The 15,938-nt window shown below is 75.7% G+C and carries 17 protein-coding genes; 7 read left to right on the top strand and 10 right to left on the bottom strand.

The window, feature by feature from the left end:
* Positions 1-156: 156 nt before the first annotated feature.
* Positions 157-948, bottom strand: a complete 792-nt coding sequence (locus tag CNX65_RS17240) for a polyprenol monophosphomannose synthase (protein WP_096494324.1) — start codon at positions 946-948, stop codon at positions 157-159.
* Between the two features lie 355 nt (positions 949-1,303).
* On the opposite strand from CNX65_RS17240, the gene CNX65_RS17235 reads away from it, so the two are divergent.
* Positions 1,304-1,492, top strand: coding sequence for a PspC domain-containing protein (locus CNX65_RS17235; RefSeq protein ID WP_096494322.1), 189 nt, complete (start codon positions 1,304-1,306; stop codon positions 1,490-1,492).
* Here CNX65_RS17235 and CNX65_RS17230 read toward each other — a convergent pair.
* A complete protein-coding gene (locus tag CNX65_RS17230) occupies positions 1,470-2,216 on the bottom strand; it encodes a TetR/AcrR family transcriptional regulator (RefSeq protein ID WP_096494320.1) in 747 nt (248 codons plus the stop codon). The two genes, CNX65_RS17235 and CNX65_RS17230, sit on opposite strands and share 23 nt — an antisense overlap.
* 30 nt (positions 2,217-2,246) lie before the next feature.
* The gene (locus tag CNX65_RS17225) at positions 2,247-2,600 is read right to left on the bottom strand and encodes a GntR family transcriptional regulator (protein ID WP_096494318.1); all 354 of its coding nucleotides are present in this window, start codon (positions 2,598-2,600) and stop codon (positions 2,247-2,249) included.
* 249 nt (positions 2,601-2,849) lie between these two features.
* Here CNX65_RS17225 and CNX65_RS17220 point away from each other — a divergent pair, with 249 nt between their 5' ends.
* Entirely contained in the window at positions 2,850-3,242 is a 393-nt protein-coding gene (locus CNX65_RS17220; protein ID WP_096494316.1) for an acyl-CoA hydrolase, read from the top strand.
* Between the two features lie 9 nt (positions 3,243-3,251).
* Here the strand turns inward: CNX65_RS17220 and CNX65_RS17215 are convergent, their stop codons facing one another.
* Positions 3,252-4,214 (bottom strand): helix-turn-helix transcriptional regulator, encoded by a 963-nt coding sequence (locus CNX65_RS17215; RefSeq protein WP_096494314.1) that lies wholly within the window; start codon positions 4,212-4,214, stop codon positions 3,252-3,254.
* 104 nt (positions 4,215-4,318) lie between these two features.
* Here CNX65_RS17215 and CNX65_RS17210 point away from each other — a divergent pair, with 104 nt between their 5' ends.
* Positions 4,319-4,720: a VOC family protein gene (locus tag CNX65_RS17210; RefSeq protein ID WP_096494312.1), complete on the top strand. Its 402-nt coding sequence runs from the start codon at positions 4,319-4,321 to the stop codon at positions 4,718-4,720.
* A gap of 43 nt (positions 4,721-4,763) precedes the next feature.
* On the opposite strand, the gene CNX65_RS17205 is transcribed toward CNX65_RS17210, so the two are convergent.
* On the bottom strand, positions 4,764-6,320 hold the full coding sequence (locus CNX65_RS17205; protein ID WP_096494310.1) for an amidohydrolase: 1,557 nt from the start codon (positions 6,318-6,320) through the stop codon (positions 4,764-4,766).
* 327 nt (positions 6,321-6,647) lie between these two features.
* On the opposite strand from CNX65_RS17205, the gene CNX65_RS17200 reads away from it, so the two are divergent.
* Positions 6,648-7,148, top strand: coding sequence for a hypothetical protein (locus CNX65_RS17200; RefSeq protein WP_157767695.1), 501 nt, complete (start codon positions 6,648-6,650; stop codon positions 7,146-7,148).
* Between the two features lie 30 nt (positions 7,149-7,178).
* Here the strand turns inward: CNX65_RS17200 and CNX65_RS17195 are convergent, their stop codons facing one another.
* The 3 genes from CNX65_RS17195 to CNX65_RS17185 all read right to left on the bottom strand — a co-directional run bounded on the left by CNX65_RS17195 (position 7,179) and on the right by CNX65_RS17185 (position 11,911).
* The gene (locus tag CNX65_RS17195; protein ID WP_096494306.1) at positions 7,179-8,483 is read right to left on the bottom strand and encodes an alpha/beta hydrolase; all 1,305 of its coding nucleotides are present in this window, start codon (positions 8,481-8,483) and stop codon (positions 7,179-7,181) included.
* 16 nt (positions 8,484-8,499) lie between these two features.
* Positions 8,500-11,037 carry a bifunctional lysylphosphatidylglycerol flippase/synthetase MprF gene (locus CNX65_RS17190; protein ID WP_096494304.1) on the bottom strand — a complete coding sequence of 846 codons (2,538 nt, stop codon included), beginning with the start codon at positions 11,035-11,037 and terminating at the stop codon, positions 8,500-8,502.
* A gap of 190 nt (positions 11,038-11,227) precedes the next feature.
* Positions 11,228-11,911, bottom strand: coding sequence for a hypothetical protein (locus tag CNX65_RS17185; protein ID WP_096494302.1), 684 nt, complete (start codon positions 11,909-11,911; stop codon positions 11,228-11,230).
* A gap of 126 nt (positions 11,912-12,037) precedes the next feature.
* Here CNX65_RS17185 and CNX65_RS17180 point away from each other — a divergent pair, with 126 nt between their 5' ends.
* Positions 12,038-12,589 (top strand): GNAT family N-acetyltransferase, encoded by a 552-nt coding sequence (locus CNX65_RS17180; RefSeq protein WP_096494300.1) that lies wholly within the window; start codon positions 12,038-12,040, stop codon positions 12,587-12,589.
* Between the two features lie 6 nt (positions 12,590-12,595).
* On the opposite strand, the gene CNX65_RS17175 is transcribed toward CNX65_RS17180, so the two are convergent.
* Entirely contained in the window at positions 12,596-13,159 is a 564-nt protein-coding gene (locus CNX65_RS17175; RefSeq protein WP_177154609.1) for a TetR/AcrR family transcriptional regulator, read from the bottom strand.
* 97 nt (positions 13,160-13,256) lie between these two features.
* Here CNX65_RS17175 and CNX65_RS17170 point away from each other — a divergent pair, with 97 nt between their 5' ends.
* Both CNX65_RS17170 and CNX65_RS35435 read left to right on the top strand, forming a co-directional pair.
* Positions 13,257-13,838 carry an NAD(P)H-dependent oxidoreductase gene (locus CNX65_RS17170; protein ID WP_096494296.1) on the top strand — a complete coding sequence of 194 codons (582 nt, stop codon included), beginning with the start codon at positions 13,257-13,259 and terminating at the stop codon, positions 13,836-13,838.
* Between the two features lie 490 nt (positions 13,839-14,328).
* The gene (locus CNX65_RS35435; protein ID WP_157767694.1) at positions 14,329-14,490 is read left to right on the top strand and encodes a hypothetical protein; all 162 of its coding nucleotides are present in this window, start codon (positions 14,329-14,331) and stop codon (positions 14,488-14,490) included.
* Between the two features lie 174 nt (positions 14,491-14,664).
* Here CNX65_RS35435 and CNX65_RS17165 read toward each other — a convergent pair whose 3' ends face one another.
* Positions 14,665-15,936: a transporter gene (locus CNX65_RS17165; RefSeq protein WP_096494294.1), complete on the bottom strand. Its 1,272-nt coding sequence runs from the start codon at positions 15,934-15,936 to the stop codon at positions 14,665-14,667.
* Between the last annotated feature and the right edge of the window lie 2 nt (positions 15,937-15,938).

The following is a 15,938-nucleotide window of genomic DNA, read 5'->3' as shown; positions in this document are numbered from 1 at the left end:
GCCCACCGCTCCGCCTCACTCCTCGCCCGGTCGCACGTGAGGGCCCCACCGCCGAGCGGTGGGGCCCTCGTCGCGCACGGGGCCGGGCCCACACTGCGGGCGCCGTCCGCACCGGGCGCTCCCCCGGCCCGGACGGCGCCCGCGGTCGTCGTGCCGCTAGCGGTTCGCCCCGGCCTTCGGCTTCGGCGCGAACAGGTCCCGCAGCTGCGTGAACCGCCGCCGCAGCCCCCACTTGGTGACCCGCACCAGCGCCTCGCGCACCACGTCGCCGCTCATCTTCGACTGCCCGATCTCCCGGTCCGTGAAGGTGATCGGCACCTCCACCACCCGGTACCCGCGCTCCACGGTCCGCCACGCCAGGTCGATCTGGAAGCAGTACCCCGCCGACGCCACGTTGTGCAGCTTCAGGTTCCGCAGCACCTCGGCCCGGTACGCCCGGAACCCGGCCGTGATGTCCTTGATCCGCGCCCCCAGCGCCAGCTGCGCGTACAGGTTGGCGCCCCGCGAGAAGAACTCGCGCTTCTTCGGCCAGTTCACCACCGCCCCGCCGGGCGTGTACCGCGACCCGATCACCAGGTCGGCGTCCGGCAGCGCGGCCAGCATCCGGGGCAGGTCCTCCGGCGCGTGCGACCCGTCGGCGTCCATCTCCACCAGCACGGCGTAGCCCCGGTCAAGGCCCCACCCGAACCCGGCGACGTAGGCGGCGCCCAGACCGGCCTTCTCGGTGCGGTGCAGCACGTGCACCCGCTCGTCGGCGGCGGCCATCGCGTCGGCGATCTCGCCCGTGCCGTCCGGGCTGCCGTCGTCGACCACGAGGGCGTGCACGTCCGGCAGGGCGGCGTGCAGCCGCTTCACGATCTTCCCGATGTTGTCCCGCTCGTTGTAGGTCGGGATCACCACCAGCACCGGCCCGAGCTCGCGGTCAGGCTGCGCCTGCTGGTCCGACATCCGTCTCCTCCTCGCCGCCGCCCGGTCCAGGGCGCCGGACGCTTTCCGTCGTCCGATCACGTTCAGTGCCGGGCTCGCGCCCGTGCCCACCGGGCCCGGTGCGGGCATCCCCCGCTCGGGCCACCGTCCAGGCCGAGGGGCAAGCCTAGTCCCTCCCCCGGTGACGGCCCCCGCCACCAGCGGGATCGGCGCGCCGCACCCCGCCCGCGACGCCGCCCGGCAGCACTGTACGCGCACGTCACCACCCGTTCGGCGCAGTGGTAGGCGTAAGCCGGGGAAAGATCGGGAACCCTGAGCCAGGAAATCGGGGTTGTCACCGATGCGGTGACCCCCCGCCCGAGGAGAAGGTGGAGGCATGACGACGACGTTGAGCAGGCCGCGTGAGCAGAAAGTGATCGCCGGGGTGTGCGCGGGCCTGGCCCAGCGCTACGGCTGGAAGCCGAACACCGTCAGGTTGCTGTTCGTGCTCTCCTGCCTGCTGCCCGGCCCCCAGTTCATCATCTACCTCGCGCTCTGGATCATCATGCCCTCGCGCGGCTACTGACCAGCGCGGCCACGCCGTCGAGCACCCGCCGCAGTCCGAAGGCGAACGCGTGCTCGGCGTCGTGCGGGGCCCGGTGGGCGGCGCCCGCCGCGGCGCCCACCCGCACCGCCAGCGGGTAGCGCTCCTCGTCCAGCACCGCGGCCAGCGCAGGGCCCACCTCGGCCCACCACCGCTCGTCCCCCACACCGGAGCCGGCCCGCGCGCGCTCCGCGTCCACCGCGGCGCGCGCGGTGGCCCGCACGTGCCCCAGCACCAGGGTCAGCACGGCGTCCATCTCGACCTCGTCCAGGCCGATGCCGTCCACGGCGCCCAGCTCGTGCTCGTACTTGCCGATCGTCCCCGGCCCCAGCACCGCCCGGTGCAGCGGCGCGTCCAGCAGCCACGGGTGCCGCAGCAGCAGCGCCCGGTTGTCCCGCGCCACCGCCTCCAACCGCTCGCGCCACCCGCCGCCCACCGGCTCGCGCGGCGTGGACGCGCTCACCGCGTCCACCATCGCCTCCACCAGCTCCGCCTTGCCCGGCACGTGCGTGTACAGCGACATCGTGCCCACGCCCAGCGCCTGCGCCACCCGCCGCATCGACAGCGCCGCCAGCCCGTCGGCGTCGGCCAGCGCCACCGCCGCCGCCACGATCCGGTCCACACCGGGCCCGCCGCGCCGGGTGGGCCGCGTGTCGGTGCGCCACAGCAGCGCCAGCACCCGCGCCGGGTCGTGCTCGTTGCTCACCGGGCCAGTCTGCCAAACCGGCCCGCCGGATCAGTCGGCCAGCGCCGCCCGGACGATCTCCAGCGCCTCCTGCGCGGTCAGCCCCTGTTCGCGCGCGGTGGCCGCGAACGCGCGCGCCGCCCCCAGCACCAGCTCCCGGCTGCGCTCCCCCGCCGCGCTGACCACCGTGCCCGCCCGGCCCCTGGTCTCGATCAGCCCGGCCTCCTCCAGCTCCCGGTAGGCGCGGGCCACGGTGTTGACCGCTATGCCCAGCTCGGCGGCCAGCGCGCGCACCGTCGGCAGCCGGGTTCCCACCGCCAGCTCGCGCTCGGCGATCCGGCGGGCGAACTGGGAGCGCACCTGCTCGTAGGGCGGCACGGGGGAGACCGGGTCGAGACTGATCACCGGTCGATAGTGGCAGAACGTCCGGGTTCCCCGTCACCCCGCACGCCGAAGCCCGCGTCCGGGACGGCGGCGCGGACGCGTCCCGGCTGCGACCGGGACGCCGGGACGGGGCGTGCCCCGACCGGATCACCCCGGCCCGCACGGATGGGGTTTCGCCCTGCCCCGCTCGGGGGAGTTCGGGGACGACAGCGCGTCCACCCTCGCCACGACGGGGTGGCCGGGGGCGCGCCAGGAGGAGGAAGTCGCCGCGTGAGCCTGTACGAGGGGTTCTCCGTCACCCACCGCCGCTACGTGCCGCACTCGCACGCCCGGCGCGGCGGCGGCCTGGTGGACCCGGCTTTCCCGCTGTCGCTGTTCGGCGAGGTCGCCGCCGAGCTGCTGATCCGCTCCGACGGCGACGAGGGCCTGTTCGACGGCTACACCTCGGTGGAGCTGCCCGCCCCGGTCCAGGCGGGCGACGTGGTGGAGGCCGACGCGACCCTGGTGCGGATCGGCAACCGGGCGCGGGAGGTCGAGTTCGAGGCGCGCGTGGTGTGCCGGGCCGCCCCGCTGCGCGGCCCCACCGCCGCCGACGTGCTGGAGCCGCCGCTGGTGGTGGCCAGGGCGCGCGGCACGCTCGTCGTGCCCACCCCGGCGGACTGAGCCAGGGGGCTAGGTCCGCCGGGCCGAGCGCGCCAACCGGTCCGCCAGCGCCGCCACCAGGTCGCGCAGCTCGTCCGGGCGCTCCACGGCGAACGGCAGGTCCAGCGCCGCCAGCACACCCGGCAACCAGTCCAGGCTCTGCACCCGCAGCTCCACCCGGACCCACCCCGCGCCCGCCTCCCCGATCACCGCCACCGACGCGGGCAGGCGGGCGCGGACCTGCTCGGCGCTCCCCCCGATCCGCAGGACCACCTCGTGCCGGTGCGGGGCGGTCGCCAGCCCGGTCAGCACCCGCTCCACCGGGTCCCGGTCCGGCGGCGGGGTGAACGAGCCGGGCAGGGTCCGCGCGTCCGCGATCCGGTCCAGCCGGAACGTGCGCTCCTGCCCGACCGCCGGGTCCTCGCCGGTGACGTACCAGCGGCCCGCGTGGGCCACCAGCCCGTGCGGGTGCAGCACGCGCTCGCTGCGCCGCCCGTCGGCGGCCCCGTACCGGATCGACACCGGCCTGCGCCCCCGCACCGCGTCGGCGATCGTGAGCAGCACCGCCCCGTCGGGCCCGGCGCCGCCGTCCGCCGCGCCGGTGAACGCGACCGACTCCAGCACGGCCGCCAGCCTGCGCCCCAACCGCTCCGGCAGCACCCGCCTGATCTTCGCCGCCGCCGTCTCCCCCGCCGCGCCCGCCGCCGTGGTCAGGCCCGTGCGCCGCCCGGCCACCAGACCCAGCAGCACGGCCAGCGCCTCGTCGCCCCCGAGCATCAGCGGCGGCAACCGGTAGCCGCGCGCCAGCCGGTACCCGCCGTACCGGCCGCGCACCGACTCCACCGGCACGTCCAGGTCCAGCAGGTGCTCCGCGTACCGGCGCACCGTGCGCTCGTCCACGCCCAACCGGTCCGCGAGCTCCGCGGCCGTGCGCACACCTCCCGACTGGAGCAGGTCCAGCAGGGCGAGCACGCGGGCTGTGGGACGGGGCACAACGGGCAATCATGCCCCGGATACCGGGCGGGTTCCGCCCGGTATCACTCCTAGCGTCCCTGCCACCGGCGCCGGACCCGGCGCCGCACAAGGGAGGAACCACCGTGGACTTCGCCTCGATCCGCGTCATCACCGCCGACGTCGCCCGCCTCGTCGGCTTCTACGAGCGCGTCACCGGCGTCACCGCGACCTGGGCCAACGAGGACTTCGCCGAACTGGCCGTCGGCGGCGCCACGCTCGCGATCGGCAGCACCCGCACCGTGGGCCTGTTCGCCCCCGGCTCGGCCCACCCGGCCGACAACCGCAGCGTCATCGTCGAGTTCCGGGTCGACGACGTGGACGCGCTCCACGCCGACCTGACCGGCGCGGTGGCCGGGTTCGTGACCGAGCCGACCACCCTGCCGTGGGGCAACCGCTCCCTGCTGCTGCGCGACCCCGACGGCAACCTGGTCAACCTCTTCACCCCCGTCACCCCGGAGGCGATCGCCCGCTCCGCGCGGCGGTGAGGGGCGCGGGGCCGCCCCTCACCGCCGGGGCGGCCCCGCGGGATCAGCCCCGCTCGTGGATCGTCCGCCCGCGCAGCACCGTGCGCAGGCACGTCGGCGCGGGCCCGTCCAGGTCCGGCAGCGCGGGCACCCGCGAGCGCGGGTCCAGTGACCAGCGCTGCACCCGGTTGTCCGGCGCCGTCACCGACAGCTCCCCCGCCTCCCACACCGCGTACGTCGCGGGCGCGCCCGGCTGCAGGGTGCCGGTGATGCCGTCGTCCACCCCGGCCGCCCGCCAGCCGCCCCTGGTGTGCGCGTTGAACGCCGCCCTCGGCGAGATCCCCGACCCGGCCGTGCGGTGGTGCACCGCCGCGCGCACCGCCGCCCACGGCCCCACCGGCGTCACCGGCGCGTCCGACCCGAACGCCAGGATCACCCCGGCCGACGCCAGCACCGAGAACGGGTTCAGCCCCGCCGCCCGCTCCACGCCCAGCCGCGTCGCGTACATGCCCTCCGCGCCGCCCCACTCGGCGTCGAACACCGGCTGCACCGACGCCACCACGCCCCACGAGGCGAGCTTCGCGGCCTGCTCGGCCGTCACCATCTCCAGGTGCTCCAGCCGGTGCCTGCGCGCCGCCAGCGCCGGGACCCCGACCTCGGCCGCCGCCCGCTCGAAGCCCTCCACGACCGCCGCCACCGCCGCGTCGCCGATCACGTGGAACCCGCCCTGCAGCCCCTCGCGGGTGCACGCCACCAGGTGCGCGGCCACCGCGTCGGCGTCCAGGTACAGCGCCCCGGTGGTGTCCGGCGCGTCCGCGTACGGGGCGTGCAGCGCGGCGGTGCGCGAACCGAGCGCGCCGTCCGCGAACAGGTCGCCCGCCAGGCCGCTCACCGGCAGCCCCACCGGCTTGAGCGCCCCCCAGTACGCGAACACCTGCGGCCCGTCCTCCGCGGCGAGCAGGTCGGCCAGGTCGTCCCGGCTGGAGATGTCCGGACCCGCGCACTCGTGCACGGCCGCGATGCCCAGCGACGCCGCGTGCCGCAGGAACGCCGCCTGCGCGTCCCGGCGCTGCCCGGCCGGGATGGCGTCGCGGGCCGCGCCGCGCACGTGGTGGTGGGCGGCGCGGGTGAGCGGGCCGTCCGGGGAGAAGCCCTCGGCGCCCTCGGTGCCCGGCGCGAGCGCGATCAGGGCGGAGGTGGCCAGCGCGGAGTGCACGTCCACGCGGGACAGGTACACCGGTCGCCCGCCCGCGGCCTCGTCCAGCTCGGCGCGGGTGGGCGGGCGCTGCCCGCTCCAGCGGGTCTCGTCCCAGCCGTGGCCCCACAGCAGGGCGCCGTCGGCGCGGCGGACCCGGTCCAGCAGCTCGGCGGCCGAACCGCAGCCGGTCAGGTCGAGGCCGGTGAGCTGGAGGCCCGCGGAGGTGGCGTGCACGTGGGCGTCCACGAACGCGGGGGCGACGAACGCGCCGTCCAGCTCGACCACCTCGGCGTCGGGGTGCAGCGCGCGGCCTGCCGCGTCCTGGCCGAGCCACACCACGACGCCGTCGGTGACGGCCATGGCGGTGGCGTCCGGGGCGGTCGGCGAGTAGAACCGGCCGCCGGTGAGAAGGGTGGTAGTCACGCCTGGTGAGTCTGCCCCTGCGCGGACGGCGGTCGCACGGCAGGTGCGGCCTGGGCGGCGCTCCACCGCGGGTGGCGTGACCTGCGCCGCACCAGCCGTCGGGACGGGGCGCCGCGCACCGGCGGGGACCACCGGGGACGAGGGCGCGGCGTGCCGGCCGCGGCAGCCGTTGTGGATCTTGCCTGGTGCTTCCGGGTCGGTTTGGTTCTTGTCTGTGGAGGGGTGGTTTGGTTTTGTTCCACACTGAAGGAATAAATTGGAATAAACCCCTGCCACGATCGGGCGACCCAGCGCGCCCCCCGCCCCCGCTCCGGTCAGCCTTGCCGCATGAGGAAACTCGTTCGCGCCCTCGTGACCTGCTGCGCAAGCCTCGCGCTGGCCGCAGGCCCGGCAGCCCCCGCCGCGATCGCCCAGCCCAACGGCGTCTACCTGGTCGAGAGCAGGATCGGCGACAGCACCCTGCTGCTCACCGCGGGCCTGCCAGGCAGCACCGTCCCCGTCGCCAGCACCTCCACCAGCGAGGGCGAGCAGTTCTGGCTCGTCTCCCGCGTCACCGACCAGAGCTGGACCATCTACGACGTGCTCGGCGAGGACTACCTCGGCTTCGACGGCGGCAGCGGCGTCACCCTCGGCACCCAGCCCTACCAGTGGTTCATCGAGGAGGTGACCACCGCGAACGGCGGCTACTCGGTGATCGTCGTGCCGGACACCAGCCCGCGCCTGGTGCTCACCGTCGCCGACACCGCGGGCGCCACCCGCCCGCTGTCGCTGACCGCCGACGCCGACCAGGACTCCCAGCACTGGCAGCTCCAGTCGCTCAGCCGCTGAGCACTCCCCCGGCCCCCACCGGACCACCGCTCACCGCGTCAACCCCACCCGGTCCCCCAGCCACGGCAGCCAGCGGGTGAGCCCCGGCCCCCACACCTCCCACCCGTGCCTGCCGGGCAGCACCACCAGCTCCACGTCCATCCCCGCGTCCCGCGCCGCCGCGAACATCCGCTCCCCCTGCGCCCGGAAGTCCTCGTCCCCCTCCCCCACCACGAACCGCCCCGCCACCTGCGGGAACCTCGTCCCCGCCAGCACGTCGCGCGGGTTGACCGCCCGGAACGCCGCCTCGTCCCCGCCGAACGCGTCCGCCACCGTCTGCTCCCGCGTCCCGCGCCGCGGCTCGTCCTCCCCCGAGATCGACAGGAACGTCGGGTACCGCTCGGTCGCCGTCACCGCCATCTGCACCGCGCACGTGCCCCCGTGCGAGAACCCGCCGAACGCCCACGCCGCCGGGTCCGGGTCCACCCGCAGCGTCGAGGTGATCCAGTCCGGGACGTCCCGCACCAGGTACGTCCGCGCGTTCCCCAGCCTCGAATCGAGGCACATCGGGTTGCCCACCGACGAGCCGCCCAGGTCGTCCGGCACCACCACCACCGGCGCCAGCCCCGCGTGCTCGGCGGCGTAGGCGTTCATCCGCTCCGCCAACCGCCCGCCCGCGAGCCAGTCCCCCGGCGCCCCCGGCTGCCCGTTCACCAGCACCAGCACCGGCAGCAGCGGCCGGGGCGCCACCAGGTACGCGGGCGGCAGCCACACCCACCCCGGCCGCGCCGCCAACCCCGACACCGTGCCGGGGATGCTCACCTGCGCCACCACCCCCCGCTCCGGCAGGTCGGCGGGCGGCGTCCACGCCGAGGCCACGCTCGCCCCCTCCGGCACCGGCACGACCCCGCCGTCCACCGACGGCACCTCCGCCAGGTCCACCTCGTCCGCCCTGGGCAGCCCCAGCGCCGAGCGCGGCGTCGGGTACTGCCCGAAGTGCGCGTTCACCGCCTGACCCGCCCCCAGCAGCACCACCAGCGCCAGCGGCAGCGCCACCAGCCGCCGCCACCGCCACGGCCGCGCCGCCAACCGCACCCCGGTCAGCGCCAGCGCCAGCACCCCCGCCAGCACCGACCACCACACCACCGGCGGCAGCGGGTACGCCGTCACCCGCGACAGGGTCACCGCCGCCCACGCCACCCCGGTCAGCGCCAGCGCCACCCCCGCCGCCAGCGGCACCCGCCGCGCCCACCAGCGGCGCCCCCGCCCGAGCAGCAGCGCCACCAGCGCCAGCGCGCCCGCCACCACCACGGCGACCGCCAGGCGCGCGCCCGGCAGCAGCGACCAGTCCAGCACCGCGCCCCTCCCCCGCTCAGTCCAGCAGCTTGCGGGTCAGCGCCGCGATCTGCCGCGCCGATACCTGCGGCAGGTAGGCCCGCATCAGCGCCCGCCCGATCGCGGGCAGCGCCGCCCCCTCCGGGTAGGCCATGTGCAGCGGCCGGTAGTCGGGCTGGAACTTCGCCTTGAACGCCAGCAGCGACCGGAACCCGTACACCGGCTCCAGCGTCGACGCCAGGTGGTCCAGCAGCCGCTGCAACCGCGTCGGCGCGGCCCCCCGGTCCCGGCGGGCCAGCGGCGCCCCGGACAGGCTCAGCAGCAGCGCCCCCTCGTCCCGGCAGGACTGCGCGGCCGACGCGATCAGGAACTCCACCACGCCCCGGAACCCGTCGGTGCGCCGCCGCATGAAGTCCAGCGTCCAGCCCACCACCACCCCGTCCCGGTACACCGGCAGCCAGCTCGTCACCCCGTGCACGGTCCGGTCCGCGTCCACCGCCAGCAGCAGCCGCGTCCCCGGCTCCGCCAGCTCGGCCAACCCGCCCAGGGTGAAGCCCATCTCCGGCAGGCCCTTGTCCGCGATCCACTCCTCCGCGATCGCCTTCACCTGGTCGGCCATGCCCAGCGGCAGCTCCGACAGCACGTGCCACTCGGCGGTGATGCCCTTCTTGGCCGCCTGGTTGAGCGCGGTGCGCACGTCCTGCCACGCCTTGCCGGTGAACGCCAGCCCCGGCAGGTCCAGCACCGTCTCCTCCGCCACCTGCACTGTGGAGTAGCCCTGCTCGGCGCACGCGGCCCGCACCGGCTCGGTCACCGTGTACAGGCACGGGATCCAGCCGTTGTCGCGGCAGAACGCGGTGAACCCGGCCACCGCCGCCGCGTCCGTGCCGGGCGCGCCGAACGGGCCGCCGGTGGTCAGCGCCACCGACCCGATCACCCGGTAGGCCAGCGCCGTGCCGCCGTCCGGGGTGAACCAGTAGCGGTGGCCCTCCCACAGCACCATGCGCGCCAGGTCCGAGCGCGGGTCGGCGCGCAGCAGCTCCTCCACGCGCTCGCGCTCGTCGGCGAGCGCGGCGGAGGGCGCCCTGGTGAACAGCCGCAGCAGCACCGCCGCCGCGACCAGCCAGAACGCCGGGCCGGTCCACTCGAACAGCACCGTCGTGGGCACGTCGGAGGGCAGGAACGCGGGTGGGGTCTCCACCAGGTAGCCGGGCGGGATGAACCGGTGCGGCAGCTCGGTGAGCAGGTCGCCGAACCCGACGGCCCGGTCGAACCCGGAGCGGGCCAGCCACCCGCCCAGCAGCCAGACCGCGACCGCGCCCAGCAGCGCGAGCCCGATCGTGGCGGCGGCGCGGTTCGCGCCGGGGTGGCGGACCGGGAAGCGCGAGCGGGTCGAGGCCACCAGCAGGAACACCAGCGTCGGCAGGGCCAGCGGCAGCAGCATCGCCACCAGCGACTGCGCGCCGGGCAGGCCCGCGAAGTAGACCCGCTCCTCCTCCGGGACCTCCACCAGCAGCGTCACCAGCTCCAGGCCGAGGGCGGCGAACACCCCGTGCAGCGCCAGCGCCGTCCACCAGGCGGCGCGGCGGCCCCGGCGCAGGCCCTCGGCGGCGACCAGGAGCAGCAGGACGGGGATGAGGGAGAGCACCGCGGGGCCCGCGCCGGACAGCCGGAGGGCGGCCTGCATCTGCTTGCACTGGGCGGCGTCGGCGGCGTCGAGCGGTCCGGAGCACAGCTCCTGCACGTCGGCGGCGTCGAGCGGGGTGGGGATGAACAGGTCGTGCAGCACCGACAGCGGGCCGATCGGGGTGCGGGCGAGGACGGCGACGACCGGGCCGACGGCGGCGACCGCGACCACCAGGGCGACCAGCGCGCGGGCCTCGGCGGCCGAGGGCGGGTGCGGGGCGGGGCGCGGGCGGCGGCGGGCCAGCAGGACGGCGGCAAGGCCCGTGAGGCCGACCGACAGGCGCAGGAAGTCCACGAGCAGGCCCGCGTAGAGGGTCATCATCACCAGGGCGGTGACCAGCAGCAGCCGCAGGCGGCGGCGCCAGCGGGGGCCGAGCTCCGCGGAGCCCGCGAGCGCGGTGCCGAGGATCGCGCCGATGGGTCCGATGGAGGTGGCGCCCGCCAGGTCGTGCGCCCACTCCCCCGGCGCGACCGCGAGCAGCCCGACGCCGACCAGGACGCCGACGACCTGGACGCCGACCAGCAGGGCGGCGGTGCGCGGCGAGCCGAGGCGGCGCTCGACGACGGGCAGCACGGCGAGGGCGACCAGGGTGGACACGGCGCAGGCGACCCAGCCGTGCGCCCAGAGGGCGGAGGTGAGCGGGGTCCACCAGCGGCCCTCGGCCAGCGGGCGGACGCCCGCGGCGACGAGTTCGCGCAGCTGCGGGGAGGGTCCGGCGCGCAGGGAGCCGGTGACGGCGGCGAGGGTCCAGAGGGCGGCGACGAGCGAGGCGGTGACGGGTGTGCCCGCTATCGCCCGGAGGGCGCGCGCCGTCCACGCGCGCGCCGCGCCGGGCGGTCCGCCGGTGTCCCCCTGCTGCGCCACGGCGGTGTCCGCGTCCCCGGCCATGCCCCGACCTCCCGTCGACCGGGTCCAGTCTGATCAACGGCGGCGGGGCGGGCAGCGCGGGGGCCGGTGAAAGCCCTGTTCGGGGCGGTTGTCCCGGCTGGGTGTTTACCGGTGGTTACCGGGGAGGTGTCCACCGGTGGGTGATTTGGTTTCGTTCGACACTGAAATCATCGTGACCCGTGATTCCAACTTATTCCACAGGGGTGGGCGCGGCGGAGGACGCGGGGTCGGCCGCGCGCCACCGGGCCCACGCCCCCCTGGAGGCGGGCAGCTCGGGCCGGTCGAGGAGGTCGAGCACGAACCGGGCGCGCGGCTCGCGCCCGGCCAGCCCGCCGAGGCGCTCGCGCAGCTCGGGCCCGTCGACCCGCCGCGCCACACGCGCGAACACCCAGTCCTTGCACCGGTAGGGCCGCTCCAGCGCGGCGACCACCAGCTCGACCCCCTCCCCTCCCCCTGGCACGCCGCGCCGCGCGAGGTCGAGCAGCAGGTGCCCCTTCGTCGTCCAGGCCGACCACTGGCTGGACGCGGGCGCGCCCCACTCGTCGGGGCAGCGGTTCTCCCACCGCAGGAACAGCACGGCGAACGGCCACAGCTCGGCGCGCGCGGCGTCGTCGGGCGCCTCGCGGAACGCGTCGACCAGCCCGTGGACGGTCCTCCCCCGCGCCTCCCGGTAGACGGCCCAGCAACGCCTCGCGACCGCGACCTCCCGCTCCCCCTCGTCCGCCCGGTGGGAGGACCTCCAGGCGGCGTGGCAGTCGAGCAGCGCGGCCTCGCAGCGCGCCACCAGCTCGCGGTGCCGCGCCAGGGCGCGGGCGCGGACGCGGTCACGGGGGTCGACCAGGTCGAACATCCACCGGCGGGAGAACGGGCGCATCCGGGCAGCGTGCTGCCGGTCGATTCCTGCCGCAAGTTCTTTTCAGCTTGCACTGAAGTGATCGTGTCTCGTGATTCCACTTATTCCGCTGGGCCGTCACGCCGAGTTGTGCTCGAATGGCCGACTGTGACCACCCTGGCCTATCCTCCCCCGCTCGACGACGGCGTCGTCCGCGTGCGCCCGTGGCACGACGGGGACCTGCGGTGCGTCGAGCAGGCGTCCCAGGACCCCACGATCCCGCTGGGCACCACCGTGCCCGCGCGCTACACCGAGGAGGAGGGCCGCGCCTACCTCGCCCGCCAGCACGCCCGGCTCACCTCCGGGCAGGGGATCTCGCTGGCGATCGCCCGCCAGGGCGCCGACGAGGCCGTCGGCCACATCAACCTGATGACGCGCCCGCAGCGGGGCGTCGCGGGCATCGGCTACTGGATCGTCCCCGCAGCCCGGCGCCAGGGCCTCGCCCCGCGCGCGATCGCGCTGCTGACCGCGTGGGGCCTGGGCGCGGGCGGGTTCGCGCGCGTCGAGGCGTGGGTGGAGCCGGACAACCACGCCTCGCAGCGTGTGCTGGAGCTGAACAACTACCTCCTGGAGGGGCGGTTGCGCAGCTTCCTGACCCTCGGCGACCGTCGCGCCGACGTGCTCGTCTACTCCCGGATCACGGCGGACACCGCGGGCTGAGCGCCCTCACCCGCCGCCCGGCACGAGCGCCGCGATGACCTCCCGCAGCGCCTCGCGCCCCTCGTCCGGCGTGCACTCCCCCGCGACGAGGCCGCGCGAGACCCCGCCCATGGCGCCGAGGATCGCGGGCATGGCGGCGGCGGGGAGGCCGTCCGCGCGGGCGTGCGGGAGCAGGGCCTCCAGGCACGCGTCGCTGAAGCGCCGGTCCGCCTCCTGCCTGACCCGCCGCAGCTCCGGCGACCCCTCCAGGGCGCTGATGACCCCCGGCAGCTCCTCCCCCTCGGTGACCGCGCAGCCCACGCTGGCGTCCGCGATCTGCTCGGCGACCGAGCGCAGGTCGCCCTCCGCCGTGGCCAGGAGCTCGCGCAGCACGGCGAGCTGCCGCTCCTCGAACCGCCGGTACAGCTCGACGAGCACGGCGGCGCGCGTGCCGAAGTGCTGGTAGACCAGCGGTTTCGCCACGCCCGCACGGTCGGCGACGCGGGCCAGGGTCAGGGCGTCGCAGCCCTCCTCCCGGATGAGCAGCCGGGCCTCCTCCAGGAGCTGGGAGTGACGAGCGTCATGCGACATCCGCCGCCGTGGCCCTTCCGCGTTCGCCATGGGCTCAGGTTAACTTACCCGCAGTAAGTTACTAATCGTAAGTTACCGGCGCCCCTCGGAGGTCCCCGTGCACACCCTGGTCGTCTTCGCCCACCCCGAGCCCGACTCCCTCACCGGCTCCACCGCCCGCCGCGTCGCCGACCTGGTCGCGGCGACCCCCGGCCACACCGCCGAGGTGGCCGACCTGACCGCCGAGGGCTTCCACCCGACCTTCACCGCCGCCGACCTGGCGACCATGCGCACCGCGGCCGACGCCCCGGCCGACGTCAGGCGCGAGCAGGAGCGCGTCGAGCGCGCCGACCACCTCGTCCTGGTCTTCCCGGTCTACTGGTGGGCGTTCCCCGCGCTGCTCAAGGGCTGGGTCGACCGCGTCTTCACCAACGGCTGGGCCTACGGCGAGGGCGGCACGGCGCTGGTCGGCCGCGGGGTGCACCTGGTGGCGCTGGCGGGGGCCGACGCGGGCATGTACGACCGGCACGGCTACGACGAGTCGATGCGCGTGGCGATCGACCACGGGATCTTCGAGTACTCCGGCACCCGCGTGACCTCGTCCCGCTTCGTGCACGAATCGGACAACCCCGACGCCGCGGCGGTCGCGGGCGCCGTCGACGCGCTGGTGGCGGACCTGACGTCGGCGGCGCTCGTGTGAGTGGCCCGGCGGGCCCGCGCTACCGGTTCCGGGAAGGAGTCGGGAGGGCGACAAGCCAGGCGAACGTTCCCCCGAACGGGCGGACACCCCCGCGTGCTGTGCGCCCTTTTCTCCACCGCCCAGAGGGCTCCCGAAGTGTTCGCCAAGAAGTTCGCCGCGACCGCCGCCGCGGCCCTGCTGACCGCGGGCTGCGGCGGCGCGGACGGCTCCACCACGGCCCGGACCTCGTCCCCGACGCCCACGGCCACCACCACGGCCGCCACGACGAGCAGCTCGGCGGCGCCCGCGGAGTTCACGGCGTGCGACGTGCTGCCGAGGGAACTGGTCGTCACGGCGTACGAGGTGGGCATGAACCAGGCGCCGAGCGTGCACTGCCGCCCGCAGGAGCCCGCCGTCAACGAGATGGGCGCGAAGACCTACGGCGCCGTGTTCGCCAGCCCGACCTCGGCGCCACCCCGTCACCGGCCTGGGCAGCGGCGGCCACACGTACGTGGAGGGCACGGAGCTGAACCTGTCCTCGGGCAAGTCGATCGGCCAGGACATGGTGCTGGTGCACCTGACCTCCACCACACCCGAGTCGCCGTCGATGCTGCCGCAGTGGGAGACGGTCACGCGGGCGGTGCTGGACAACATCACCGGGCTGCCCGCCTGAGAGTCGTGGCGGGCGCGGTCCGGCCCGACCGCGCTTACCGCCTCCGGGCACGACGTGGCGGGGTACCGGTCGTCCGACTTTATTTCATCCAGCACTGAAGCCATCGTGGTATGTGATTCCAACTTATTCCAAGCTGCCCCCGGCCCCGGCCCGCCGCACCGGGGGCGCCCCCGCTCAGCCCAGGAACAGCACCGACGTCAACGTCAGCACCCCCACCGCCATCACCCACGTGTAAGGCAGCGTCGACGCCATCACCTTCTCCGGCCGCACGCCCGCGTACTGCGCGCTCCACACCGTCTGCGTGCTCGTCGGGTCCGACACGCACAGCACCTGCCCGTACGACGACATCAGCCCCAGCACCGCCGGAACCGGGTACACCCCTCCCCCGGCCAGCACCCCGGCGATGCCCGCGCCGAGCCCGTACACGTTCAGCGGCCCCCGGTACAGGCACAGCGGCACCAGCAGCGCGAACACCAGCACGAACAGCACCGGCCCCGACGGGCTGACCGCGGACACCACCGGCTCCAGCGCCGCCACCGCGCCCGGCAGGCGCACCGCCGACAGGAGCATCCCGATCGCGACGAACAGCACCAGCGGCGGCGCGGCCACGTCGAACGCGCGGTACAGCGAGCGCATCGCCGTCTCCCCCAGCCTCCCCGGCCGGGTCGTGGTGAGCAGGGCGAAGACCACGCCCGCCAGCAGCGAGGGCACGATCGGCAGCTCGAACCCGAGCGCCAGCACGATCGGCAGCAGCGGCGCGACCAGCGCGTACCAGGGCGCGTCCCCGCGCCGCGCCCGCCTGGCCGTGGCCGCCCGCACCGCCCACGCGTGCCGCGCTCCCCTGCGCCGCACCTCCACCAGCACGTAGGCGACGCCGACCACCAGCGCGATCGGGAACACCTTCAGCTGGAACGCCCGCACCTGCTCCAGCGGCAGGTCCACCGCGTCGGACAGGAACTGCCAGCCGATCAGCTCCACCGGCAGCCCGGTCGCCAGCCCCATCAGGACCGTGCCGCCCGCCACCACCGGCGGCACCCCCACGGCGATCATCGCCGGGATGCCGACCACGCCCGCGAGCATCGCGGCGGGCGCGGAACCGGTGATCGACCCGCACAGCACCGCCACCGCGTACACCCCGAGCGCCACCACGGCGGGCCGCTCGCCGCCGAACTCGACGATCTTGCGCACGAGCGTGGCCGCGATGCCGGTCTCGGACATGAGCGTGCCCAGCCACGAGCCGAGCAGCACCGCGATCATCGTGGTGGCCAGCAGCGCGGACCCGTTCTGCAGCACGGCGGTGACGCTGTTCTCCTTGCCCGTGAGCGACGCCCCGGACAGCAGGGCGATCACCACGGCGAGCAGCCCGAGCGCGAACGCGGTGGGCAGGACGCGGGTGAGCATCAGCGCGACCCCGATGGCCATCACGGCCAGCACGGCGATCCCCATCG

This window comes from Actinosynnema pretiosum, from assembly GCF_002354875.1.
GTDB classification, from domain to species: Bacteria; Actinomycetota; Actinomycetes; order Mycobacteriales; family Pseudonocardiaceae; genus Actinosynnema; species Actinosynnema auranticum.
This window is presented reverse-complemented; position numbering and strand designations above follow the sequence as displayed.